The organism is Pirellulales bacterium, assembly GCA_033762255.1.
GTDB lineage: Bacteria > Planctomycetota > Planctomycetia > Pirellulales > JALHPA01 > JANRLT01.
Map to the genome: position 1 here is coordinate 71309 of JANRLT010000051.1, position 24967 is coordinate 96275.

At 56.2% G+C, this 24967-nt stretch carries 19 protein-coding genes; 10 read left to right on the forward strand and 9 right to left on the reverse strand.

The genetic code is table 11. The features are described 5' to 3' along the window. Positions 1 to 174: 174 nt before the first annotated feature. From SFX18_14845 to SFX18_14860, 4 genes are all read left to right on the forward strand, one after another. A complete protein-coding gene (locus SFX18_14845; GenBank protein ID MDX1964427.1) occupies positions 175 to 1170 on the forward strand; it encodes a MotA/TolQ/ExbB proton channel family protein in 996 nt (331 codons plus the stop codon). Between the two features lie 172 nt (positions 1171 to 1342). Then, positions 1343 to 1756, forward strand: a complete 414-nt coding sequence (locus SFX18_14850) for a biopolymer transporter ExbD (protein ID MDX1964428.1) — start codon at positions 1343 to 1345, stop codon at positions 1754 to 1756. Positions 1757 to 1881: 125 nt separating this feature from the next. After that, the gene (locus SFX18_14855; protein MDX1964429.1) at positions 1882 to 6012 is read left to right on the forward strand and encodes a hypothetical protein; all 4131 of its coding nucleotides are present in this window, start codon (positions 1882 to 1884) and stop codon (positions 6010 to 6012) included. Between the two features lie 312 nt (positions 6013 to 6324). Continuing rightward, complete coding sequence (locus SFX18_14860; protein ID MDX1964430.1) at positions 6325 to 8286, forward strand: preprotein translocase subunit SecA; 1962 nt, start codon at positions 6325 to 6327, stop codon at positions 8284 to 8286. A 160-nt stretch (positions 8287 to 8446) separates the two neighbouring features. Here the strand turns inward: SFX18_14860 and SFX18_14865 are convergent, their stop codons facing one another. Then, positions 8447 to 9460: a DUF1080 domain-containing protein gene (locus SFX18_14865; protein ID MDX1964431.1), complete on the reverse strand. Its 1014-nt coding sequence runs from the start codon at positions 9458 to 9460 to the stop codon at positions 8447 to 8449. 286 nt (positions 9461 to 9746) lie between these two features. On the opposite strand from SFX18_14865, the gene SFX18_14870 reads away from it, so the two are divergent. Next, positions 9747 to 11192 carry a sialate O-acetylesterase gene (locus SFX18_14870; GenBank protein MDX1964432.1) on the forward strand — a complete coding sequence of 482 codons (1446 nt, stop codon included), beginning with the start codon at positions 9747 to 9749 and terminating at the stop codon, positions 11190 to 11192. A 355-nt stretch (positions 11193 to 11547) separates the two neighbouring features. Then, a complete protein-coding gene (locus SFX18_14875) occupies positions 11548 to 13200 on the forward strand; it encodes a hypothetical protein (protein ID MDX1964433.1) in 1653 nt (550 codons plus the stop codon). A gap of 392 nt (positions 13201 to 13592) precedes the next feature. Here SFX18_14875 and SFX18_14880 read toward each other — a convergent pair whose 3' ends face one another. Then, a complete protein-coding gene (locus SFX18_14880; protein MDX1964434.1) occupies positions 13593 to 14057 on the reverse strand; it encodes a hypothetical protein in 465 nt (154 codons plus the stop codon). Between the two features lie 64 nt (positions 14058 to 14121). On the opposite strand from SFX18_14880, the gene SFX18_14885 reads away from it, so the two are divergent. Then, positions 14122 to 14823, forward strand: coding sequence for a hypothetical protein (locus tag SFX18_14885; protein MDX1964435.1), 702 nt, complete (start codon positions 14122 to 14124; stop codon positions 14821 to 14823). A gap of 182 nt (positions 14824 to 15005) precedes the next feature. Next, positions 15006 to 15485, forward strand: a complete 480-nt coding sequence (locus tag SFX18_14890; protein MDX1964436.1) for a hypothetical protein — start codon at positions 15006 to 15008, stop codon at positions 15483 to 15485. 368 nt (positions 15486 to 15853) lie between these two features. Here SFX18_14890 and SFX18_14895 read toward each other — a convergent pair whose 3' ends face one another. The 5 genes from SFX18_14895 to SFX18_14915 form a co-directional block, all read right to left on the reverse strand. Further along, on the reverse strand, positions 15854 to 16177 hold the full coding sequence (locus tag SFX18_14895) for a hypothetical protein (protein MDX1964437.1): 324 nt from the start codon (positions 16175 to 16177) through the stop codon (positions 15854 to 15856). A 10-nt stretch (positions 16178 to 16187) separates the two neighbouring features. Beyond that, complete coding sequence (locus SFX18_14900; GenBank protein ID MDX1964438.1) at positions 16188 to 17018, reverse strand: alpha/beta fold hydrolase; 831 nt, start codon at positions 17016 to 17018, stop codon at positions 16188 to 16190. A gap of 52 nt (positions 17019 to 17070) precedes the next feature. Beyond that, positions 17071 to 18912 (reverse strand): hypothetical protein, encoded by a 1842-nt coding sequence (locus SFX18_14905; protein MDX1964439.1) that lies wholly within the window; start codon positions 18910 to 18912, stop codon positions 17071 to 17073. Between the two features lie 860 nt (positions 18913 to 19772). Continuing rightward, entirely contained in the window at positions 19773 to 20333 is a 561-nt protein-coding gene (gene pyrE, locus SFX18_14910) for an orotate phosphoribosyltransferase (protein ID MDX1964440.1), read from the reverse strand. Positions 20334 to 20497: 164 nt separating this feature from the next. Beyond that, positions 20498 to 22096: a LysM peptidoglycan-binding domain-containing protein gene (locus SFX18_14915; GenBank protein ID MDX1964441.1), complete on the reverse strand. Its 1599-nt coding sequence runs from the start codon at positions 22094 to 22096 to the stop codon at positions 20498 to 20500. 336 nt (positions 22097 to 22432) lie between these two features. Between SFX18_14915 and SFX18_14920 the strand changes: the two genes are divergently transcribed. Both SFX18_14920 and SFX18_14925 read left to right on the forward strand, forming a co-directional pair. Next, the gene (locus tag SFX18_14920) at positions 22433 to 22900 is read left to right on the forward strand and encodes a response regulator (GenBank protein MDX1964442.1); all 468 of its coding nucleotides are present in this window, start codon (positions 22433 to 22435) and stop codon (positions 22898 to 22900) included. A gap of 102 nt (positions 22901 to 23002) precedes the next feature. Continuing rightward, a complete protein-coding gene (locus tag SFX18_14925) occupies positions 23003 to 23716 on the forward strand; it encodes a hypothetical protein (protein MDX1964443.1) in 714 nt (237 codons plus the stop codon). Positions 23717 to 23743: 27 nt separating this feature from the next. Here SFX18_14925 and SFX18_14930 read toward each other — a convergent pair whose 3' ends face one another. Further along, positions 23744 to 24091, reverse strand: coding sequence for a P-II family nitrogen regulator (locus SFX18_14930; GenBank protein MDX1964444.1), 348 nt, complete (start codon positions 24089 to 24091; stop codon positions 23744 to 23746). A gap of 81 nt (positions 24092 to 24172) precedes the next feature. Beyond that, the gene (locus SFX18_14935) at positions 24173 to 24712 is read right to left on the reverse strand and encodes a DUF2617 family protein (protein ID MDX1964445.1); all 540 of its coding nucleotides are present in this window, start codon (positions 24710 to 24712) and stop codon (positions 24173 to 24175) included. Positions 24713 to 24967 lie beyond the last annotated feature (255 nt).

Consider the following 24967-nt stretch of genomic DNA (forward strand, 5'->3'; position numbering starts at 1 on the left):
GAAACTTTTGCACCATGTTGAATCATACTATTTGATAGTGAGACCGCCGGTTGACGACCGCTCTTTTTTGAGTGGCCTTTTTGTACCAGTCATGTTTTCCACTTTGCCCGTTTAATTCCTAGGCCCATTATGCTGGCTAGCCCTCTTGACGGTATCGGTTTTTCCCGATTACGCATGCTAATTTATGCTGCTGTGGTCCTGTGCATGGTCCCTTGGGTCGTGCCGCAGTTGGTCAATCCCGTGACCGCGCAGCAACCTGCGGATTCCGCCGGTCCATCCGCCGCCACTGACCCGGCCACGAACAATAGCGCAGCGCAGAGCGCGGCGGCCCGGGCGGAAGCGGACTTGGCCAAGCCGGCGTCTCCCGCCGCCGCAGCGGCGCCATCACCGGACGTGGTCAATCCGGGCGAAATGACATTGTGGCAATTATACGTGGCGGGGGGGATCTTTATGATTCCCATCACTATTCTCTCCTTTGTGGCTTTGGCTTATACCATCGAGCGGTTTTTGGCGTTACGTAGTAGCAAGGTGATGCCTCCGGAACTGGTGGAGGGGCTGGGAGAAATGTCCGCGCAGGGGGGCTTTGAGCCGCGGCGGGCGTATCGACTATGTCAAGAGTATCCCTCGACGCTGGCGAATGTGGTGCGCACGATGCTGCTAAAGGTGGGCCGTCCCGTCCCCGAAATCGAGCAAGCCATCAAGGACGCTTCAGATTCCGAATCCACAAAGTTGTATGCCAACGTGCGGCCGATCGCCCTATCCGTTACCGTCGAACCCATGCTAGGCCTATTAGGAACGGTGCAGGGGATTATCATCGCCTTTGGCCAAATGTCCAATACGTCAGAAACGGTCAACCGCACGCAACTCTTTGCCAATGGTATTTACACCGCGCTCATCACCACGTTTGGAGGGTTGGTGGTGGCTATTCCCGCGGCGATTGTGGTGTTTTACTTTGAACAGCGAATCATGAATTTTTTTCATCGCATTGACGATGTGATGGCCAGTTTGCTGCCTCAAGTCGAAAAATTTGAGGGCAAACTACGGGTCAATCGCCAGCAATTGGCTGCGGAAGCCGCGCCCCCCGTCACCACAACCCCTGTCGCCGCGCCCCCCGTAATGGGCGCCTCCGGCAAAATCCCCACGATCCCCGCCGTCGTCCCGGCAAAATAGAGTCGCTGGCATTTGGTTTTTGGAAGGTAGCGATGTGTCAACGATTCGTTTTCGAATGAGCCTTTGGACGCTAGCCCAGAGTAGGAGCCGCAAAAACCATGGGCTAGCGCCCAACGGCTGATCTGCCTTTTTGTACTAAAAAACATACACTAAAAACCAAAAAACAATCCCCATGGCACTCAAGTTAAAAAAAGGATCGATGGGCGGCATCGACATGACGCCGATGATCGACGTCATGTTTCAATTGCTGATCTTTTTTATCGTGGCGACCAAACTAGACGAGTCCGAGCACGAGCTAAAGGTCCAGCTTCCTTCCGCCAGCGAGGCCAAGCCCCTCACCTCCAAGCCCGAGGAACTGCTGGTCAGTATCGATAAAAACGGCAATTTTTTGATTAATAATCGCGGCGTGCCGCTGGAAACACTGGAGCAATCGCTGGCCAGGGCGTCGCTGGACAACCCGGGCCGCCAGTTGGTGCGCATTCGGGCGGATCAGGACGCTGCGCATAAATTTGTCGTGGCCGTCATGAACGCCTGCAATAAAGCCGGCATTACCGATTATCGCATCGACACCCAAAAAACAGAATAAATGGTTTTTCCATGTATGCGGCCGTTTACATCCGTTAGACTAATGCCTGGGATTTTTGCCAGTCGCTAGTTTTAATTTTTTGCCTTCGCTCGCTATTAGCTTTTCCACTTTTTTCGGCAAATTGCATGGCCACCCGACGGACCGTACGCCGAATTCGCCCGCTCCAGCACACCGATTTTGATGAGCAGTTGTGGCCCATCAATATCGCGCTGCTGGTGTTGACGGGCTTTCTTGGCGGATTGATCTATGGCCATAGCTCCTTTGATTGGGAGACCACCCCCTGGTACCAGAACGGCTGGGTGCGGCTGGCCACGCTGTTTGGTTCGATGGCGATCCTCTTGGGCGTGGCTATTTGGCTTAAAGGCAAAATCGGCCGCCGCATGCAACTGGGGGCGATCATCAGCCTGTTTTTGCACGCGCTGTTGGGCTGGCAGCTTTATAATACGATTCTTTCCAATCCCCAACGGCAGGTTGATCGGGCATTGGCGGTCGTTCAACCCAACATTGTCGAATACAACTTTACGCCCAAGTCCTGGGATGAGCCTGACCAGCAGCAGGACTTCGAAAAGCCAGTCGAGATTCGCCCGGAGCAGCAGGTCACCGAACCTATTGAACGCCAGGTTCCCCAGCCTAAACCGGTCGAGCAGCCCAATCCGATCGTGCAGCCGGATGATCGTCCCCAGCCGTTGACGCCGGTTGCCGTCAAAAGTCCCCAGCCAGAAGTCGCCGCTCCGAAGCGCAACCAAAATCCGTCCAAGCTAAGCCGCTCGACGGTAAATAACCCCGCGGCCACGGCGGAAACCGCGGCCAATCCCACGTCTCAGCCACGGGCGACCGCTCCCACGCCGCAGTTACAACCCCAAACCACCACGGTAACACGTCAGACCAATGCACCCACTCCAACCGCGACCCTAACCGCGAATCCGTCTGAAAATACCAGCCAACCCGTGGCCACCACGACCCCCCGCGCCGAAACGACGGAATCTGCCACCGCCGCCAGCAAAACACCCCAACTCACCCGCGCTGTCAATCAACCCGCGGCCGTTCCCACGGCGGAAACCGCCACCACCGCCCCCCTGGCTAAATCCGTTCCTACCGAGAAACCCCTGGCCGCCGCACCCACAACCGTGGCCAAAGCCAGCCCCAGCCCCGCGCTCAATCAGCCAAATCCCGCCACCGATGTGGCCCAAAACAATGTGACATCCCCCGCGCCGACTCCCGCGCGGGTGGTACCTACGCCTAACTCCAGCGCGGTGGCGACAAAGGAACCAGCCAATCCGCGGCTTAATCGTTCCACCAGCAATACCGCCGATGCTTCGGCTATCGCCACCCAGGCGGAATCCGCCACGACCGCCACGGCGGGGACGACCGCGACCGCCTCCACGGGATTACAAGCCCCCGCCGCGCAGCCCCAACGGGCGACGGGCGCGAGCGCGCCCTTGGCAAATACGCTAACCGCCAACACCGCCAGCGGTAGCCAAAGCAATTCTCCCGCGCCCAGTGTCTCTTCGTCGCGTGCCCCGGCGGAAGCGGCCAGTGCTGGTTCTAATAGTGTCGCCGCCTCCAACACCACCGCCGCGCTACAGGGCTTGGCCTCTCAGGCGCAGGCCCGCAACACCAGTGCCTCCGCCACAGAGTCGGTCACCCTACCATCTATCTCTAGCAATTCCGGTCCCGCCAGCAACCAACTGGGCGGACCCAGTAGTACCAGCCTGACCCGCAGTAATAATGGGCTGCCGGGTACGGCCACCTCCAACAATTTTGAGCAAAGCTGGGCGGACGCCGCGGCAAGTAACCAACCCGCCGCCGCGGCTTCTCAAGCCGCTGCCACACAAGTGGATAATTCTGCCCCGGCCGCCTCTAGCCCTAGCCGGACAGCCCTTGCCAGAAACAGCGTGACGGGTGGCGAAACCAGCGCGGCGACGGTGCAGGCGCAGGACGTGGCGAATCCTACCGAGGCGGGAGCGGCCAGTCCAACTAACCTGCAGGCTACCGCCTCCGCCGCAAATAGCCGTACCTCCGCCAATGTTCCCACCGCCACTGTCACGGCCAGCGCGGGGCAATCCTCCGCTGATACCGGCCAGCCGCAGGTAACGTCGACTGGCGGCGCCGCCCAAGGGGCCGGAGGAAATCAACCCCGTGCCGAACTAGCCAGTGATCGCGCGGCCAATTTGTCCAAGGCCATCGGCGGCGGAGCGACCGCCACCCAGGCGGAACTGGCCGCGGCGGATCTACCCGCCGCCGGAACACCAGGAGGGGGCCAGCCATCAGCGGATAACTCGCTCCAGGCTAATGCCAGTGGCGGAGCACGTGGGGACAATAGCGCAAATCTTCCCTCCGCCGCGCAATTAGCCGCCACGGGGGACGAGTCTTCCGCCGGGAGTCCCGGCCTGTCGGGGGCAACGGCGGCCAGCACAGGCTCAGGCTCTGTCCCGGCCGCACAACCGGGGGCGGCCACCGCGCCACAATTGGCGCGCACCTCGAGCGGTGGCGTGGGCTCCACCGATGTCACCGCCACGGATGTGGGCGTACCCGGGCTTCCCCAAGAAAATGGCGTTGACACCGGCACACCCATTGAGGCTCTGGCTGGCGGCAGCGGCAAAACATCCGCCGGGTTGCCCGGTCCCAGCCTCAATCAACCCTTGGGGGCCGCGGCGGGGGATACCAATAGCAACACTCCTGCCGGTACCGCGGACGCGGGCCTGGCCGCCGGCGCAGCCACGGCCAATTCCACTGGCACTAGCAGCGGCCCCAGTAGCAGTAGTCAGGCGGGAGCCTTGGCCCGTGCAACCAGCGCTGGCACCGCCGGAATCGAAACCAGCATGGCGGATTTGCCAAATTTGCCCACCGGAACAGCCAGCGGCGCGCCGAATAGCGGACAAGAGTTGCAACCCGGCCTAACGGCGGGAAGCACGGGTATCAATCGCGGCTCGGTCCAGGTGGAACTGGCCAGCCTGCCCGGCTCCGGCGGCATCGGGGACGAACAAGCTCCGCAAGTGGGCAGCCTGTTACCGCAAGCCCGCATGGAAAGCACCGTGGTTTCCAATACTCCGACCAGGTTTCTCAATCGTACCAGTAGCGGCATCACGGCGATCGATGGTCAAATCCGCGAAGCGGCCCCCGCGTTTAAAAAGCGGGGCCGCATCAGCTCGCTCGAACCAGAGATCATTTCCGGCCTGACATTCCTCGCCAAATGCCAGGATGGGAACGGCAGTTGGAGCTTTCAGTACTTTCCCGGCGCGACCCGCCGCGACATCGGCATCGAAAATCTCAAGTCCAGCACCGCCGCCACGGGACTGTCGCTGTTGGCGTTCTTGGGCGCGGGATATGACCATTATGGCAACGGCGAACATGAGACTAACGAATATAAGGAAACCATTGCCGGCGGCTTGCGATTTTTGGTCGAGTATCAGCAGCCGAACGGCGATTTGTATATCAAGGAAGACGCCAAATCCAGCGAATACGCCCACTTTTATAGCCACGGCATCGCCACGATTGCGCTATGCGAGGCGTATGGCATGACGGGGGACGCCAAACTAAAAGAGCCCGCACAGAAGGCGCTCGATTTTATCGTCGCCAGCCAGGATAAGCAGCATGGCGGGTGGCGCTACGCTCCCGGATACCAGAGTGACACCTCCGTCACGGGCTGGCAAATTATGGCGCTCAAAAGCGGCGAACTGGCTGGGCTAAAGGTTGACCCCGCCGTGTACGTCGGCGTCCGTCGCTACCTGGAAAGCGCGCAGTCCCGCACGGGACTAAACGTGGATCCCTCGCGTTACGTTTATAATCCCAACGCGGCCAATAACGCCCGCGAAGGGCATGGGCGGTTGGTTTCTCCCACCCGGACCTCGATGGGCCTGCTTATGCGGATGTATCTGGGCTGGAACAAGGAAAATCCGAATTTGGCCCGGGGCGCGCAATATTTGTTGCAAAATCCGCCAGAACTGGGGACGCAGGCCCAGCCCAAGCGCGATACGTATTATTGGTATTATGCCACGCAAGTGATGTTCCACATGCAGGGGGATTACTGGCGCGAATGGAACAAACGGTTGCGACCGCTGCTGGTTAACTCGCAGGTCAAGACCGGCATCCTGGCGGGAAGCTGGGATCCCGGGGGGACGATACCGGACGAATGGGGGAACCGCTGCGGCGGGAGGATCTATGTGACGGCGATGAATCTGCTGTCGCTGGAGGTTTCTCACCGGTATCTGCCGATTTATGAAAACATTGCCGAACCAAATCAGGTGGCGAAGTAGGAGGGGGCTGGAGGAGTGGAGTAAAGAGGAATGGAGTTTGGTGTTTATTAAGCCACGGATTTTCACGGAAGGAACTCGGATGCGAATTCAATTCTGGCATGGCATATCTCAAATCTAAAATTTCAAATCTGAAATCCCGAATTCTGATCCGTGTCTCATCCGTGTTCATCTGTGGCTAAAAAGACATGTTGCATTAAATTAAAACGCCCAGCCGTTGCAATATAAATCCCGGGCTGTAAATTCGCCGCGATACCCTGTAAAATGGCCTGACTGATTGCGGCGCACTTCTTGACTTTATTTTACGGCATTCCCGTGGGCGCGATACCTACCGGCATTTACGCAAATTGGGCCGCGCTCTTTGGCGGACCCGTCGGTCGCCGCATCGCGCAGTGGGCGGCCATTTTGCCGCGGATTGAGCAATTTGGCGGTCAATTCGCCGCGATGTCGGATGCCGAGCTGCGCAAGACCAGCCTCGCGCTCAAATACCGCTCTAAAAGCGGCGAAACCCTGGCCAGTCTGCTGCCAGAAGCGTTTGCCCTGGTGCGGGAGGCCGGCGACCGCACACTTAAAATGCGCCACTTTGAGGTGCAGCTACTGGGCGGGATCGCGCTGTTTAACCGCTCCATCGCCGAAATGCAAACCGGCGAGGGAAAAACCCTGACCGCCACGCTGCCAATGTACCTGTTATCCCTGACGGGCAAAGGCGTGCATCTGGCCACGGTCAACGATTACCTGGCCCGCCGCGATGCCGAATGGATGCGGCCCATTTATGAGTTATTGGGCGTTAGCGTCGGCGTGGTAGAAACCCAAAGCTCTAATGACGAACGCCGCCGGGCCTATGCCTGCGACGTGACGTATGGCACGGCCAAAGAATTTGGCTTTGACTTTTTGCGGGATCGGCTGTTGATTCGCCGCACGCGCGAGGGGCAGGCCGATGTCATTTCGTACTTACTCGACCAGCATCAGGCGGAGGAGGGGGGGGACCAGCCGGTGCAGCGGGCGCCCTATTTTGCCCTGGTGGACGAGGCCGACAGCGTGCTCATTGACGAGGCCCGCACACCGTTGATTATCAGCGCCCTCCCCACCGCCGAACAACGGGACGAGGCCGAACTGTACAAGTGGGCGGCAAAACACGCCCCCCAATTTGAACAGGAAGAGCATTTTACCTTTGATCCCAAAACACACAAAGTTGAGCTGACCGGCGAGGGACGCCGCCTGGTGCGCAATCTGCCGCGCAGCGCCGGTACGGCGGATATTGGCATTTTAGCCATGTACGATGCGATCGAACTGGGAATCCGGGCGGAGCGGCATTTTTTACGCGATCGGCACTATGTGGTTCGCAAAGGGGAAATCGTCATCGTGGACGAATTTACCGGCCGTCTAGCCGAAGGGCGCAAATGGCGCGACGGACTGCATCAGGCGGTCGAAGCCAAGGAAAACGTGGAAGTCACCATCGCCACCGGCCATGCCGCCCGCGTGACGGTCCAAGATTACTTTCAGCGGTACCCGTATTTGGCGGGGATGACCGGAACGGCCAGCACCTCGGCGCGGGAGATGCACAAAATTTATAAACTCCGCGTGATTCCCATCCCCACGCATCGTCCCCCCGTCAGGCGGCAGCTGCCTCCGCGAATTTACGGCAACCGCGCCGCCAAGGAACGGCGAATTGTCGAAGAAACCGCCGAAGTCCACGCCACGGGCCGCCCCGTGCTGATTGGCACGCGGTCGATTGATAAGTCCCTGAGTATTTCCGCGCTCTTAACCCAGGCGGGGATTGCCCATCAGGTGCTCACCGCCTACCAAGTCGACAAAGAAGCCAGCATCGTGGAGCAAGCGGGGCAATTGGGCAAAGTCACCGTTTCGACCAACATGGCGGGGCGGGGAACCGACATCAAGCTCGGCCCCGGGGTCCATGAATTAGGGGGACTGCATGTCATCTGCACCGAACTGCACGATTCGGCCCGCATTGACCGGCAGCTTATCGGACGTTGCGGCCGCCAGGGTGATCCCGGCACCTATCGACAATATCTGGCCCTGGATGACGATATCTTGCTCATGGGCCTGGGCAACAAAACCGCCGAAAGGCTCAAAGTCTACGGCGAACGCGCGCCCGAGCAGGAATACGGCGGATATCTGGGCCGTTTTCGACGAGCCCAAAACATCATGGAGCGGCGGCACTTTCGCGACCGCAAACTACTGATGTACCACGAAAAAGACCGCAAAAAAATCCAACACCAAATGGGGCAAGATCCCTACCTGGACGCGCCTAGTTAGGCCCCGCGGCAAGTTTTTTAGCCACAATTTTTGACAAAAGTTGCCGCAAAAAATATAGCCGCAAGAATAGCAAAAAGGACAAATGGGGAGAACGGGTTTTAACCCACTTTTGCTCTACTTGCTATCTTTGCGGCTACTCTCATCTTGCTTTCTCTAGCGGCTATTTCTTTTCCAGCAGCCAGATATTGCGGTAGCGCACCGGGTTCCCATGATCCTGCAAATACAGCGGTCCGGGGGTGGCCGCTTCGGCGACCGGGGCGGCGGTGGTGCCATGCGGGATCTCCACATTGTCCTGCACCACCACCCCATTATGTTTGACGGTCATCCTAGCGTTTTTAACTTTCTTGTCACCTTCAAATTTCGCGGCGGTGTATTCAATATCATAGGTTTGCCACGTCAGCGGCGGATAACACATATTTACCGCTGGATCGCTGATGCCATAGATCCCGCCGCATTCGTTGTTTTTTCCCTCCAGGCCAAACGAGTCCAGCACCTGCACTTCATACCGGCCCTGCAGGTACACGCCGCTATTGCCGCGGGCCTGGGAGTCATGGTGTGGTTGGTAAGGCGTGCGAAATTCCACATGCAGGGTGCAATCGCCAAACGTTTGTTTGCTGGTGGCCCCCTGGATTAGTAAATGGTCGTCGGTGACCTTTGCGCCGGGGAAGGCCGCCGCGTTCTTTCCGTCAAACAGCACGACCGCGCCCGCGGGCGGTTTCGCGCCGGCGGTCGGGCTTTCACGCGTGACTTTCTTGAGCGTGGCTTCCACTTCCCCCGCCGAACCCGTGATGGTGATGCCTCCATCCTTGAGGACCGCCCGGTGTTCTCCCGCGGCAAACACAACTTCACCATTTTTTAATTCGCCGTCGGTTTCATGCTTGGTATCTCCCCTGTCCCAACCTTCGCCGGGCAGTCCACCGTCATAGCCGACGGCATGGAATTTTCCATTGCCGCGGGCTAAAACTTGCACGCCCAGCTTGCCAGAACCGTCCGCCTTTTCGCCCAAGTATTCCCCCTGAATGGCGTAATCGGCGTCGACTTTGGCCGGATCGTCATAAGTTGTCCCCTCGGCGGCGTTTAACAGGGGCATCCCGCACCACAACATGGCCCCGCAGCACCAAGCCGCCCACACGCCCAGACCCGTTTTTTGCCAAACATGACGCGCATAATGCATGATTTGCTCTCCCAAAAAGGTAAACCGCCTGAAATAACGATGGCCGCCGGGATCGCCCGGACTTACCCGCCACGGCAGCCTTGAAGCAGCGCGGCGACCGCGCCAGCTTTTGGGCATTTTCCCACAAAGTTCCGGTATTGTTCCATACAGGGAGGGCCTTGGCAAGATTTAGCAAAAATTCAGATGCGGGCTCGTCGCCGGAATTGTAGAATATCGCCTCGATGGGGAAGTTTTTTCCGACGGTTTTTACGCGGACTCGTTTCATTCTTTTGAGGGGGAACCTGGCATGTTGGCAGTTAGCACCAAGCACTTTTCTAAAATTCTCGCCCGTGCGCGATTGTTCGTCTGGAGCTGGGTGATGCTCGCGGCGGGGGGCTGCCTGTGTCATTGCCAGCGGGCAACCGCCGAGGTCCAGGCCCACGCGCTGTTTACGGATCACGCCGTCTTGCAGCGGGATCTGCCGCTGTCGATCTGGGGGACGGCGGATGATGGCGAAAAAGTCACCGTCCATCTGGGGGATCAAACCGCCGAAACCACGGCCCAGAATGGTAAATGGAGCGTCAAGCTTCAACCGTTACCCGCTGGCGGCCCGCACGAGTTGCGGATTAGCGGGCCAAAAAATGAACTGAAATTCAGCGACATTCTCATCGGCGATGTCTGGATCTGCGGCGGCCAGTCCAACATGCAATGGAGCATCAATCAGTGCGAAACCCCGGACAAGGTCAAAGCCTCCGCCAATCTGCCTCAACTCCGTTTTGTGCAAATTCCCCGCACCGGAAATCCCCAGCCACAATCCACGGTCAAGGCCAAGTGGCAGGTCAGCACACCCGACAGCGTGGGTGATCTGACGGCGGTCGGTTTTCACTTTGGCAAGAAGCTGCACGAAGAACTGCACGTCCCGATCGGACTGATTAATAGTAATATCGGCGGCACCGCGGCGCAGCGTTGGACCAGCAAGGAAACCCTCGCGGCAAATCCCGCGCTCGCGCGCTACGCGCAGGAAAACAACAGTAGCGATCTCTATAACGCCATGATCCACCCGCTGGCACCCTTCGGTATCAAGGGAGCGATCTGGTACCAGGGGGAATCGAACGCCGACAATGCGTACCACTACCGCGATCTATTTCCCGCGATGATTAAAAATTGGCGCGACCTTTGGGGCCAAGGGGAATTTCCCTTCCTCTTTGTGCAACTCGCCCCTTTTATGCAAAAAAACTCCGAACCCATCGAATCCAACTGGGCGGAACTGCGCGAAGCCCAATTAATGACCCTGTCCAAGCTGCCCCATACCGGCATGGCGGTGATCACCGACCTGGGTGACGAAAAAGACATTCATCCCGTCCCCAAAGGCCCCGTGGGAGAGCGTTTGGCCCAAATTGCCCGAAATGTGGCTTATGGCGAAAAGTCCGAACCGTCCGGTCCGCTGTTTGACAGCCTGACTATTGAGGGAAACAAGGCGATCCTCAAATTCAAGCACGTGGGCCAAGGACTAGAAGCGCGGGGTGGTGAATTATCAGGGTTTACCATTGCCGGAGAGGATAAAAAATTTCACAACGCCACCGCCAAGGTGGAAGGAGACACGGTGGTCGTCACCGCCGACGCCGTTACCAAGCCCGTGGCGGTCAGGTATGGCTGGGCCAACTACCCCCAAGTCAATCTGTGGAATAAAGATGGCCTACCGGCGTCTCCATTTCGGACAGATGACTTTCCCGGATTGACACAGCCCAAATAGGGTTAAAACATGGCAAACGAAGATCGTAGAAGGGTCTGGGACGGTTTTTAACATTTTAAACCAGCCTGGCGGGTTTGCCTGCCGGGCTGGTTTATTTCTGAAATTTGGCCCTCGGAATCGGCAACCTGGACAACTTTTTTTCTGCTACGGGCGTCAGCCTCGGGTTATAATTTAATTAGGTGGTTTGCGGGATAGGGAACAATTTTTCCAGCTAATCGCGAATCATCCTTTTGAGCAAAGCTCCGCTGTTGTTGAACATTATTTGCCCCAAAGACTTATGCCGACCCAGCCTTCCATTTTTTTTCATCGCTATTTCCCCAGCTCACTAGCCAGGTGTTTGTCGATTAGCCTTGTGATGGCCTGCTGGCTGGGTTGTTGCGCGGGGTGCCATAAAAAAGTTGTTATTGAACCCAAGAACGCCAAAAAGTCCAATCCCGCAAAATCTCAAACGGCGAAATCCGCGACTCCCAAATCTAAATCCTCTCTCACGGAGAATGGCAAACAGACGACTGGCAAGCAGGCACTCGATTCCGACACCGCCCCGGTTGCTGCTAAGAATGCTCCCGCCAAACCCAAACGTGAATCCCCGGACAAACATCGCACGGGGTTTAGCGCCAGCCGCATCGATCCGGACTTTGCCGGTCCTTCCGCCAGCCGGTTTTCCCAGGGGAGTTTTGCTCCGGCGGGAAGCAACTTTTCGGGACTGAACTCCGACGGTGCCTTTGATAAAATCGAAGCCGAAATCCGGGACGCAGCCATGGACGGACAGGTACTGGTGGTCTTTGTGGCTGATCGTTCGGCGGGTTTGCTGCTCAGCCGGGCCGCCGGGCGGATGGAACGCTTGTTGGGGGGAGGAACGGATACCGCCAAGAATATTTCCGCGGCGGTGGTCGCCTTTGGCGATACCGTGCAAATTGTGACTGCCCAACCGGTCAAAACCTCCGCCGAACTAGAACAGGCGCTTTCAGGCAGCGGCGGCGGCGGGACCGAGGGAAAACTGGCCTACGCTGGCGTGGCAGCCGCCTGTGATGCATTTGCCAAATTTCGCCAAACCGGCCAAACAGTCATCATGGTCCTGCTGGCCAATGAAGCCCTGCCGGACGAAACCGCTTTTGAAACCGCCGCCGCCACGCTCAAGAAGTCTCAAATTCCCGTTTATGGATTTGGGGGGCCATTGCCGCTCTTTAGCAAGGATTGGTCCGTCCAACCAGGAAAGCCCATCGCGGCCAGTTGGGGACTAGAACACATCACCTTGTATACTCCCGCGCGGGTGAGCGATGTGAATTACACCGATGGCGGTTTTGGAAATTTTGGGTTGGAACGAATTTGCCGCGCCAGCACAGGAGGAAAGTTCTTTCGCACAGCGGGGGGAGGCTCGGGCTGGGCGACCGAGCCAAATGGCGACATCAAGGCCGAGCTATTGCGTCATTATGCGCCGGATTATGTGTCCGAGGCCGAGTACCAGCGCCTGAACAGCCAGAATAAGGCCCGCCAGGCGCTCTTGGATGCGGCAAAGCTGACCGTCGATGCCGAATTTGAACCCCCGGTGCTAACTTTTCTCGCGGGCGAGGCCGAGGACCCCGCGCGCTTTGCCAATGCCCTCTCCGCCGCCCAGCGCCAAGCGGCCAAGCCCGAATTTGAAATCGAAAAAATCTATAACACCCTGGCCGCCGGAGAATCGGACAAGGCAAAATTAACCAGCAAGCGCTGGGAGGCGGCCTATTTGCTGGCACTCGGCAGGGCCGCCGCCGCGCTGGCCCGGACCAAGGGGTACAACAAAATGCTGGCACAACTTAAATCAGGCAAATCCTTTGCCGATCCCAAGCACAATACCTGGGAACTAGTCCCGGCGGAAAATTTCTCTGGCGATTCCCAACTAAATGGCTTGGCTAAAAAATCGCGCGAATCCCTCAAAATCGTGGTAGAACGTCACCCAGGCACTCCCTGGGCCGACATTGCGGCGAAGGAACTGCAAAGCCCCTGCGGTTGGGAATGGGTCGAAAAATAGCTAAATACTCTGATACTTCGAAATCATGCAAATTCTGTTGCTAGTTTTGCAATTTCTTTCATAATAAATTGCTGGTGGATTAGTGATATTTTTCACAAATCTATCGCACAGTAGTAAAGTAAATCCGTAGCTAACAGGGTAACCGTGGTATGCCTGGTTGGTGGTCGTGCTGATTATTTAGAGTCAATCACTCACCTCAATTAGCCGCCTTCTGGCCAACTGTTTTGCCCTAGCGATCAATGCGAGTTTTCGCAGATCAACACAGGGCATTAGCCACGCTTGTGGCTGTTTTAATCGTGGGATAGTGCCATACGGGTCATTCAAAAACGCAGCGTTGACGTAGGCTTAGGTGATACGACACACTTTTTTCGCTCGGGATGATGTTTCTTTTTTTAAAGGGGAGCATGGAGGATGGAGACCACCGGCAAATATCTGTTGGGCTTGATTGCGGGAATTACCTGTTGTGGCATGATCGCTAGCAGCGGCATGCCGGCCATTTCCGCTGGCAAGGCAACTCCCACAAATCCCCCGAATATCGAGCCAAGCCGCCCGGATCCGGTTTTGGCTAGTATTGATAGCCAAGATCCAGCGGCAAGCGTGTGTTCCGCTTGCTCAAATCCTTCACGCACGGCGGTTCTCAACGCTGGCAGCGCGTCTTGTTGTGCCGTCGCGGGTGAAACAAAATTGTTAGCTACGGAACAACAATCAACTCCCCCCGCGCACACAGAATCCACGGTGGCAACGTCTTCTCCGGCCGCCGGTTTGCCATCGCCACTCGGTATCTCAGTTGAGATTCCCCCCCCCCAGTCATGTGAAAGTGGGACCTGCACCACCTCTGTGGCAGAATCGAAACCCACCTCCCTTGCCGGGGCATTTAGTAATGGGCACGCCGCCATATTGGCCGCAGAACCGGGCAACCTAATGCCAACCGCTGAGTCAGCGAGCGCATTAGAAGAACCCACCCTCGACCATTCCAAAAGCGATGATCCCGCCGCCAAATCAGAAACGGTTGAGTCTCCGCGCTTAAAATTAGGGGATATTTTGCGTATTCTTGACCAACCGGTGCGCTTGGAAATGAACGACGCAACCCCGCAAGATTTTTGCCGATTGCTCGAGCAGAAAACGGGCCTCCCCCTGCGTATTGACCAGCGGGCCTTGGATGCCGCGGGGATCAAGTTGGCCGACCTGCGTTTTACTATCACCGATCGATCAATAGCCCTGGCAAATTTACTGGATGAGTTTTTGACGTCTCAGCAACTGGCGTGGTGTATTGGTCGCGGTCATGACCATTTATTGCTTACCACGCCCGAAATTCATCTCAAAACCAAACATGTCATGTTGCTGAATTTACGGGATTACTTGGGTAGTGAATTGACCAGCGACCTGTCCGAGGAAGCCGCAAACACCCTGGTGGAGTTAATCAGCATGCACTTTACGCCGCCACCCGCCGATCCCGATCATCCCGCCAGCACCGCCAGCATCATTCGCCTGGGTGGACAACCGATCGTCGTCCTCCAGGCAACCAGCGGCGACCTTTTGGCGGGGATACGCTTTTTAGGCGAAACTTCGTCCACACTGCGGATTGATGCCCACCTGTATAGTCAGACTTTCCCCAGCCGCTAAGCTTTGACGCGATTTGATAGGCGTTTTACCAACCAGAGCGGAAAAGTGCGGAAAACTGATGGCTTTTCGATTGGAAACCAATTACCATAAAGACTTATTTGCGCGTCTGAGTTTTTGCGCTTGCGTCGAGTTTTTAATTAGACTTGTCGGTTGTTTTTATCGCCAGCCAGAGGATTCTTTTCATGTCCGGACAACCCCATAGCACACCCGATTTTTGTACCCAGGTGGATGCCACACTGGCCCCCCCCACCCAGCCGCTAGTCCTGCCCCAGGCTAGCACCGTGGGGCAGATGCTGTGGCAGCAGACGTCGGTTTTGCAGCAGATGCTCCAGGCGCTGGACCGGCAAAATGAGTTATTAGAAGAACTGGTCACGCATGTGAGTTCCAATCACAAGCAACGCAACCAGGAATTGCACCAATGGAAGCAAAATCATCCAGAACTGGTGCAAAGCTGCCGCGAAGCCACCGAGGCCCTGACCCGCGTTCAGGCCGAATACCTGAATCAATTAACCAACGAAATCAACGGTAGCGCCGAGGATCTGGCCGACGGGGAATACGTGTTTAATGAATTCGTCGACCGCTTTGGACCCCGGTTGGCCCATCTGAACGGTATGCTGCAGGTCATGTCGCAATTAGGCGGGGGACCGGTGGCGCAGCAATAAATTTAAATAATACGGCACTAAAAACAGCAAAAGAGTGCAAAAAAGCGAAGTACGGGGCCTCAACTATGAATAGGCTCACCTTTGTGCTTTTTTACTTACCTTGCGGCCAAACCACCTTTGTACTTTTTGCTTTTCTTGCGGCAAAAAAACTTTTTGCCACTTTGGCCGCGCAATAAAAAAACCGCCTGGCCTTATTCAGGCCAGGCGATTCAAAATCAAACCTCTCTTTGACTGCGACGGTGGAGTCGCTGCGAGACATACGCAAGTCTGGCCGAGCTGCGCTCTGGCATTTTGGTGACTTGGGTATACGCAAGTTTAATGGAACCTCCGGCGGAATGCTAAGAGAGGCTTGGCTCAAAAATTTTTGTTCAAACAACGGCTTTTACTATATCGGCTATCAAACCACTTTTGATCAGCCAAGCTTTTAATGATTCAACCGCTTGGTGGTCAATCCCAGTCTGCAACCGATCTGTTAATATTCTAACACAGAACGGGGTAAAAACCAGTTTTCGCCCCGCAAATCGGCGGAATTCCGCGAAGTTTTTATTTTTTTCGCAAATTTCGAATAATCCATTCCCCGAAATTATTTTTAGCGCATACGGCATGAAAGTTGAAAAGTATCGGCCAAAAAAATGAAGATTTTGAGGTGTAATTTCACATCCTGCCTCAAATCCACCGCGCAAGGCTTTCACGGATTTCAAGCTAATTCTCTGCGGGATTTTCCGGCCAGTAGCGTCCCGCCCAAGAGCGCACCACGTTGGCAAAGAGCAGCGGCTGTTCCAGGGGGGCCATGTGTCCCGCCGCGGGGATCATCGCAAATTCTCCCCGGGGTAATTTACTGGCCCAGGCAGCCATTTCCTCGGGAGGGGAAATAACATCGTGCTGGCCGCAAACAACCAGAGCGGGAACGTTGATCGCGGGCAAAAGTTCGGTGACATCGGGACGAACCGACATGGCCAAACAGGCGGCCGCCACGCCGGAGGCTGGGGCATTTTCCATGACGGCGGTCAGATCAGTGGGGACCGTCGGGGATTGTTGCCAGGTTTCCGGCCATAACAATTTTGGCAACATCGCGCCTGGCAAAAATCCGCTTCCTTCCTGTAACACACGCGCTGCCATTTCCCGGCGTCCAACCGCGGCGGCGGGAGTATCCGCCTGCACCCGCGTATCGCACAAAATCATACCGGCCAGCCGCGCTCCAAATTTTTGCCAACATTGAAACGCCACATACCCCCCCATGGATAACCCGCCTAACAGACAGGGCCGCGGCCAATGCAAGTGTTCCAAGATTTCTTCGACCTCCGCGGCATAATCGGCAAGCGTCCATTCCACGGCGGAATTGTGCTCGACCTGATTTAATGACAGGGAAAACGATAATGGCGACATGCCAAAACCACCCAGATCGGGCAGAATCACTCGGCACCACGCGGCCAAATGCTGCGCGGCGGGGATCCACATGTGATGGTCCAGGGGGAATCCATGCAGCAGCACCAGCGCCGGGCCGGTAGTTCCATAAACTTTATAGGATAGCATGATATTATTAAATAAAAGTTGTACACTGAGGGTGATCGCGCCGCGCAAACAACTACTTACCGGCTTCCGTCAGCGCGGTTTCAAATCGGGCTAGTGCCGCGCGAATTTCAGGGCTGTCAGGATCCAGTTCCGCGGCCAATTGCTGATACTCGACAGCCCGATTGAATTCCCGCTTGGCAAAATAGCAATGGGCCAAGGTGTCAAAGTACCCACCTCTGTCCCCTTCGATTTCCAGCGACTGCAATGAATATTTTATTGCCAAGTCCAAGTCGCCCACCGTGTTGCCCACCAACCAGGCATATTCATTATAAGGGTCGGCAAAATCAGGATCGTCATCGATCCGTTCCTGCAAAGTCTCTAAATACGTTTTGATCCGCTTTTCAACCTCCGGCAGCAGCAAATCCTGGTGCTGGCGGCTGATTTTATACAGTTCGATCAGGCTGTCCGCGTCGTTGGCATTACTGCGAATCGCCAGCAGCAGTTCCTTGCGAAAAACCTCGGGTTGTTGATTTTTGTGCGCCGCCAAACCCAACAAAAGATGCTCCTTGGCGGCCAGGGCCTGGGAGGACAGCCGGCTAGCGTCCGCAAAGCGCTCTTGCACTTCTTCATTGACGCGGACAATTTTTTGGGCTTGCTTGATTAATTCCACCGCTTTTTCATAACGGCCGTCCGCGGCCATGATCTCGGCCAATTGATGACGGGCCACAAAACCCTGGCTTCCTTTTGCCAGCCGGGGATCCGCCACAACCCGGACAAATTCCCGCTCGGCCCAGTGGCGTAAGCCGCGCTTTTGCAAAAAGAGGGCCACAGCGTAATGCGGCACATCTTGTCCGGCGTACTGGCTATCTATTTGGGAAATATATTGATCCGCCACTGCTGGCTCCCGCCGCCGCTGGGCGGCTTCCGCCAATAAATAGAGCAATTCCACGCGCGAACCAGCTATTTCCCGTTCGATTCGCTGGTCCAAATCGGGGACCAACCCGCTGGCTTGGCGATCCAGGATCCAACTCAAATCCTCCAGCAATAACTGGGGCTGGCGGGCATCTTGGGCCAGCAACTCCGCCAAAAATTCGCCCGCCGCGGTTTGTCGCCCGTCATCCAATAAATATCCCGCGATATTTTTTAGCAGCAACCGGACTATCTGTTGCTGTTCCAGATGGGGTTGGGACTTGGCCAGTGATTGTTCCACGGCTAAAAACGAACGAAGTTGCGGCAGTTTTTCCGTGGATGTTCCCGGATCGGCGGCCAAGGTTAGCAACCACTTGGCCGCGGGACGGTCGCATTCCGCCAGCAAGCTTTGAATCAATTCGTTTCGTTGCGCCACATTCCAACGTACGGACGGCCGCCGCTGCCAGATGTTCAGCGCGGCTAGCTTGGATTGGGCGGGGGATTGCTCAAACCGGACGATGGTCGCCAGGACCGGCACCGCCAATTCCACATGATTGCGGGCTATGGCTTGCATTTGCCCGGCGCGCTGATGCGGCTCGGTGGCGAAATAATCCAAAATCAGGGATTGGGCCTTTTCAGGCTTTAACCGCGATATTTCCCGCTGAAAAATTTGTTGGGCGATAGCCAACGCCCGCTGGGAAATTTCGGGATCGCGGTTCCGAGCGGCGGCTAATAAGTGTTCGTATATCGCAGCCCCCTGCCGTAGTAATTGGCGTTGGGCCAGCTCGCGGGCCAAAAAGTCATTACTCCCCAGTTGCGCGATTAAATATGCAAACTTGGCCGAAGGGGCAGGGGGGGGCGTGGTCGCAGTAGGGGGTTGAGCGCTGGCGGTTTCTTGTGCGCTAGCCCGCTGGTTGATAATGCCAGTTCCCGGGGCACAGCAAATTCCCCACCCCGCCAACAACACGCTCCAGCGATAAGAATCCCAGCGGAAAAATCGCGGCATTGGTAAGGCCCGGATGGAGTAATGCAGTAAGGGAGGCAACGAGCGTCGTGTCAAGGTTGAAGGTAGGGTTGGGCCGATCGGCCGCCGGGGGGATTGCCCAACGGCTTATCATAAACAATAAATATTGATACAACGCCAGCCATGCGCGGCCCCGAAAACTGTCCCGTCGCCATGGCAACATGGCGCAAGCTGACAAAAACCCCAGCCAGCTATATTTTGCGGCAGAAACGCCTAAAAGACAAGTAAGTTTTTATCCGCCCCCCGGGTAATCCCGGTCACTGGAACAGAGAGCGCGTTGACTTTATCTGTGGCGTTCTGGCTGGTTACGACTACGTTGTGCTTCATCGACGAATTTTCGAATTCGTCTGTTCGTTCTCCCTGCCCAACTTGTCTCGCCGACGCTATTTACGCCACTTTTATGCTAAACAAGCTTTAGCCGCCTGTTGAAATTCAAACCGCATGCAGAAAACCTAGTTATTTTTAATTCGCCAAAACCCTAACATTTTTTACCTGTAATTACTTTTTAACAGGCCGCGAGAAAAGGGTGCAAAAGATTTTTTAAACCAGAAATTTGAGAACACTAATCCTCACTTATCAACACTAATCCAGAATGCCATTTTATCACCGCCGTCCATCCCGACGGTTTGCTATGCTGTGAAATCCTGTCTGGATTAGTGCAGATCAGTGCGGATCAGTGGTTCAATTCCCTTGTAGTTAAACCCAGATCAGGTTGCAATTTCAATCCACAAGAAGTTTCCATTGCCCCTGTTAAAATTCAAACCGCATGCACGGAACCTGGTTGTTTTGGGTTCGCCAAAACCCAGATATAAATGTCAACCAGGGCTTTATTCAACAGGTTGTTAGAGCACCGGCGGTTCCAGCCCAAAGTCGCGAATTGTGAATAAACTGTGCAACGTAAGCCCCTGCGCGGCAAAAGCGGCGGCCCCCCCCTCCAGTCGATCAATCACACAAATAACACTTTGCACCTGCAGGCCAAACTCGCGGCAACGTTCGATCGCGGTCAGCGAGGATCCCCCGGTCGTGACCACATCTTCCACAATGACAATCGTGTTTCCCGGTTGGGCGGGGCCTTCCAGGTATTTTTGCAGGCCATGCCCCTTGGCCTCTTTGCGAATGAGCACGCCCGCCAAGGGGAGATTTTCTTCACCCGCCAAAGTCAGCACCGCCGCGGTCAGGGGATCCGCCCCGATCGCCAAGCCGCCGATTAAATGAGGCCAGGGGCCGATCTGCTTCAGCAACTCCAAGATCCCCCCCCCGATCAACCGCAGCCCCCGCGAATCCAAGGTCACTTGCTTGCCATCCAGGTAATAAGTGGCCTGACGACCCGAAGCGAGCGTAAAATTTCCAAACTTGAGGGCTTTTTGCCGGATCAATTCCAATAAGACTTCGCGCTGGTACATGGGACCCACAATTACCAAATAGAGATCATCAAAATAATATTTTTGATGATACGCTTTTTTATATTCCCCCGAAAGTCAGTCCCGCCTATTTTCCATCACTGCTTGGCAGGAGGGGAATCCTTCCGCTATAGCGCGCGCCGCACGTCGTCCGCTGTCCTATTGAATCAGCGGCGTAGCGTGACCCGCGAACCGTAACTCAAAATATCGAACACGTCCTCGATATCCCGTTCGCTTAAGCGGATGCTGCCGCGGGGATCGGTGGGGGGGATATCGGCGGAGCTGCCATGAATCACCAGATCATTGCTCAAGACCAGCAAGAATTTTCCCAGGGGATTTTGCGGCGAGCCCCCCGGAATGCTGCCATTCGCCGTCAAATATTCCGGCTGCAACGCCTTGCGCATGACCGGGTACGTGTCTTCCTTATACTGTGATTCCTGGCCCAGCGCGACCAAATCAAAGCTCCCCGCGTACGAATCCTTCAAAAACAGCGTTAGTTTTTTCTTTGTCAAGTTGACCTGAGCGCGAAATGGACCGGGAATCACTTTGAGCTGTTGGCCCGGCTGTACTTGTTTTGGCTCGCGAAAGCCATTGATCTTGGCCAGTAATTCCCAGGGGACTTGATAATTCTGAGCGATTTTTTCCAGATCTTCCCCGGCGGCCACCACATGCGGTTGGGCCAGCCAATGTTCCTGCGAATAAATCACTGTCCCGGCTAGTTGGTTGAGCATATTCAGCAAATGCTGCTGCTCTCCGGGAGTCAGGCGCGGATCGTCATAATACCGCGTCAACAGTTCCAGGGCTTCGGACAGGTTTTTAGCCTGCAAGAGCGTTTCCGCGTCGCGCATGGCATACGGAAACGGCGACGCCACGGCGGGATTTGCCGCGGATGACGGCGCGGGGTTTTCACCTGGCGCGCTGGCAGCGGGGAATGGATTCAGGCGATTCTGATCAGGAGCCTGCGCCGGAGAGAGGCCCAGGGGGGGCGGATTGGCGGAGGCGGGATTCGTCGAAGCTGGATTGTTCGTGGCGGGATTGGTCAAAGCGGGATTCTCCGCGGCCGAATTTGTGGCTAGTGACGGATTGGCGGCAGGGATCGTATTCTCTGAAATATTGGACGTACCGATGCCCGGGACCGCCGCGTTGTTTAAATCGCCACGCCCCAATGCGGGACTGGCGGAGGGGGACTCATGCACCGCGGCTGTGGCCGGGGGCAAATGGGGTGGGGTGGGCCAAGCTGACGGCGGCGTCAAACCCGAGGATGGTGGGGAGGCATTTTCGCCAGACACGGTACCATTCGCGGGGAGTGGTAAGAATGAATTGTTGGATACCAGGGGGTCGCTGGCGGCGGGGGTTGTTTCCCCGGATGTAGCCGCGGCACCCGAGTTAGTCGCGGCGCCGCTTGTACTTGCCGAATTTGGCGAATCTCCCATTGGCACCGGAAGTCCGTTTCCACTCGTAGCGGTCAAGGTCGTTGCCGCGGTCCCCCCCACCGGAAAATTACCATTCGAGGGAATTGGCGAGGATTCAGCGGGCAAATTTGAAACCGGGCTTGCCGGAAGTGCCGCCGGAGTTTCCGTTCCGGGCGCTAAGGGCGTTTTGCTATCATAGGCAATTGGCGGGCCAATCTGCACATCCACATTTAAATTAGCCGTATCCGCGCCGCCGGGAACCACGGGATGCTCCGGATGGTGAAGCGAACGGTAAACCCCATAACCGACGGCGACCAGGGCCAGCAACATCAAAACCGATTTCAAATTGTTCACGACGATCCTCCTTGATCGCGTGGGCGCCCCGCGGCGCAGGAGAACGAAGAGATAATAAATTGACACATGATCCGCGTCACGCGGGGATGGTACCGTGGCGGGCAATTTACAACCAGAGCGATTTAATTCCAGCAAATACCCCGGGCCATGCGGCCCGCCGGTTCGGACTTCTGCCTTTTCCCACGATCCCTTATAATTTATGCTGGTTTGCTTAACCACCGGCAAAGGGGATGCCCCCGTGACGCAGAGCGATAGCTTATTTACCCCGCTAGCACGCCGGATGGAACGTGTCGACGGGGGTTATTTTTTTGTCAATTTTACTGTTTGTGTTGATTCATGCCAAATTCCAAAAAATCAAAAACCGCCCGCAGTCGGATCTTGATTGCCGACGATAATGTGCCCAACTGCGAGTTGCTGGAAGCATTCCTTGCGGAATTTGATTTTGATATCCAGTTAGCCGTGGATGGCCAGGATACCCTGGACAAGGTGGCCAGCTTTCAACCGGATTTGATTTTGCTGGACGTGATGATGCCCAAATTGAGCGGGTTTGAGGTGTGCAAAAAGCTGAAAGCCGATCCCGCCACGCGCGGTGTCATGATCCTCATGGTAACGGCACTAAATGAACTAGGGGATATCGAGCGGGCCGTCGATAGCGGGACGGATGACTTTCTGAGCAAACCGGTCAATAAGGTCGAACTGGTCAAACGGGTCAACAACATGCTAAAGCTGCGACACGTTACCGATGAACTGGAACGGCTACGCAAATATATTGAGGAAATGGAAGACGATAACGGACCTAAGTAGTGGTTAGTGGGTGGTGGAAAGTGGGTGGAGAGCGGTGGAGTGTAAGTGGGGAGAAGCGGGGAGATCATGCCCGCGTCTTGTTCTCTTTTACCTTGCGGTCGCATGGAATCGACCCTGCATCAACAGCTTAAACGGATTTGGGCGGGACCCGCCGCGCAGTGTGAAGTGCGGTTGGGAAAATTTATCATTGACGCGGTGGTGGATGGCGAGCTGGTCGAAATCCAGCACGGTTCGCTATTGGCCATTCGTGATAAAATCGCCCAATTGCTGCGGGAACATCCGGTGCGGGTGGTCAAGCCGCTGATTTATCGCAAGCAGCTCTATAAGCGTAAAACACCCAGCGGGCCGGTCTACGAAGAACGCCAAAGCCCCAAGCTGGGGACCATTTGGGATCTCTTTGCCGAATTAGTTCATTTTACGCGGGTTTTTCCCCATCCGCGGCTGATCCTCGAAGTTCCCCTGATCGAAATCGCCGAATGGCGCTATCCGGGGCATGGGCGTCGGCGGCGCTGGCGCAAAAACGATTTTATCGTGCAAGAACAGCGGCTGTCGCGCGTGGAGCAGATCATTCGGTTAAACAGCGCGGCGGATATGCGGGAACTGGTCGAAGCGAGCGCCACGCAACTGCCGCGATTGTTTCATACCGGGGATCTGGCCACTCAACTAAAAATTCCCCGCTGGCAGGCACAGCAACTGGCGTACGTGCTGCGGCACTGCGGCTGCGCCACCCGCCAGGGAAAAGCGGGGCGCGCCTGGCTGCACGAATGGACCACGGAAAGCGCGGCGGACCCGCCCCGATTCCCGGCGGCGGCCTAAGCCCCCGGCGGGGCATCAAGTGGTCCGCTAAAACTCAATTGCCCGCGGATTAGCGGCGCATTTTTGGACAAAAATTTTTCCGTCCCCCATGCGGCCCGTCCGGGCGATATCGACAATTTGACGGGTGACGGCATCGGCGTGCGGGTCCTCGACAAACAACCGCAGTTCGATCTTGGGCAAAAATGCCAGGGCGTATTCGGATTCGGCGTACTGGTCAAGGTAACTTTTTTGGCGGCCGTATCCCTTGGCCTCGACAATGATAATTTCGACGATGGGCAGGCGCTGCAACTCAGCTAAGAGGGTCTCGGCCAGGAATGGCTTGATGACGGCGATAATCAGTTGCATTCGGCACCCCCCGGCCCGACGCGCTGGCAAGGGAATTTAGGAAAGTTACTCTCGACGGACGCCGCGGTGATATGCCAAAGTCAGGCCCGCGAAACAATAGCGCCAAAGGGATTATCCACCCAGTTCAAAGCAGGACTGGGTTTTGACAATGGCATAATCGTCGGGAAAAGTATGAAAGGCCTGCACTAAAAGCTGCTTATTGCGTGACTCGACATTAATGTAACTCAGAGCGCCCAAGGCCATTCGGCCGCTGGAATCAAACCGGTGCAATAAGCCGTTCCGCACGCCATCTAGGGAAAGCTCTTGCTGGTAAGTCCAAAAAACCTCGGGAGCGACCGGTTCCAGGGAAAAAGTGGTGCGATAGCGAATGCCGTGAAAGGCCATTTGATCCTGGCGTTCTCCCTTGAGCCGATAAGACATGATCCGCCGCCGCAAAGGAAGGGGATGCACGGCGCTCGCGGCGACTTCCGTCAAAATCAATCCCTGGTAGCGCCATTCGACCACATGGCCCGCGCTGGTGATCTTAATCAGGGCTTCGTAGTCGCCGCGGCGAATGTGGCGCGATTGAAAAACTTCGAACAGTTCGGGATGCAGCGATCGGCCATACATCTGAAAAACCAACTCGGCAACTTTGGGACGAACAGAGAGCACTGCGGCAACCTCGTTTGACTGCTTTGGGGAAGAACCAGCACAAGTTGAAGGAGTTGGGCGGCTGTCCGGCGACAGGGCCGGGCATGTCTGCATTATAAATGCCCGCGCGACGCTCTCAAAGAGCGCTTCGCTGGATGCTTATCGAACGAAATATTTTTATCACACAGCGCTTGACAAAAATGTAATCCCACAAACACAAACGGCCAATCCAGCGCCTTGAGAAGGGTTGCTAGCGTATCCGCCCCACGGGCAAAA

Excerpts from the sequence above, each read along its gene's own strand:
- SFX18_14845 (MDX1964427.1), top strand. The coding sequence starts at position 175 with ATGCTAATTTATGCTGCTGTGGTCCTGTGCATGGTCCCTTGGGTCGTG.
- SFX18_14850 (MDX1964428.1), top strand. The coding sequence starts at position 1,343 with ATGGCACTCAAGTTAAAAAAAGGATCGATGGGCGGCATCGACATGACG.
- SFX18_14855 (MDX1964429.1), top strand. The coding sequence starts at position 1,882 with ATGGCCACCCGACGGACCGTACGCCGAATTCGCCCGCTCCAGCACACC.
- SFX18_14865 (MDX1964431.1), bottom strand. The coding sequence starts at position 9,460 with ATGCATTATGCGCGTCATGTTTGGCAAAAAACGGGTCTGGGCGTGTGG.
- SFX18_14870 (MDX1964432.1), top strand. The coding sequence starts at position 9,747 with ATGTTGGCAGTTAGCACCAAGCACTTTTCTAAAATTCTCGCCCGTGCG.
- SFX18_14875 (MDX1964433.1), top strand. The coding sequence starts at position 11,548 with ATGGCCTGCTGGCTGGGTTGTTGCGCGGGGTGCCATAAAAAAGTTGTT.
- SFX18_14885 (MDX1964435.1), top strand. The coding sequence starts at position 14,122 with ATGCCAACCGCTGAGTCAGCGAGCGCATTAGAAGAACCCACCCTCGAC.
- SFX18_14890 (MDX1964436.1), top strand. The coding sequence starts at position 15,006 with ATGTCCGGACAACCCCATAGCACACCCGATTTTTGTACCCAGGTGGAT.
- SFX18_14900 (MDX1964438.1), bottom strand. The coding sequence starts at position 17,018 with ATGCTATCCTATAAAGTTTATGGAACTACCGGCCCGGCGCTGGTGCTG.
- SFX18_14905 (MDX1964439.1), bottom strand. The coding sequence starts at position 18,912 with ATGCCGCGATTTTTCCGCTGGGATTCTTATCGCTGGAGCGTGTTGTTG.
- pyrE (MDX1964440.1), bottom strand. The coding sequence starts at position 20,333 with ATGTACCAGCGCGAAGTCTTATTGGAATTGATCCGGCAAAAAGCCCTC.
- SFX18_14920 (MDX1964442.1), top strand. The coding sequence starts at position 22,433 with ATGCCAAATTCCAAAAAATCAAAAACCGCCCGCAGTCGGATCTTGATT.
- SFX18_14925 (MDX1964443.1), top strand. The coding sequence starts at position 23,003 with ATGGAATCGACCCTGCATCAACAGCTTAAACGGATTTGGGCGGGACCC.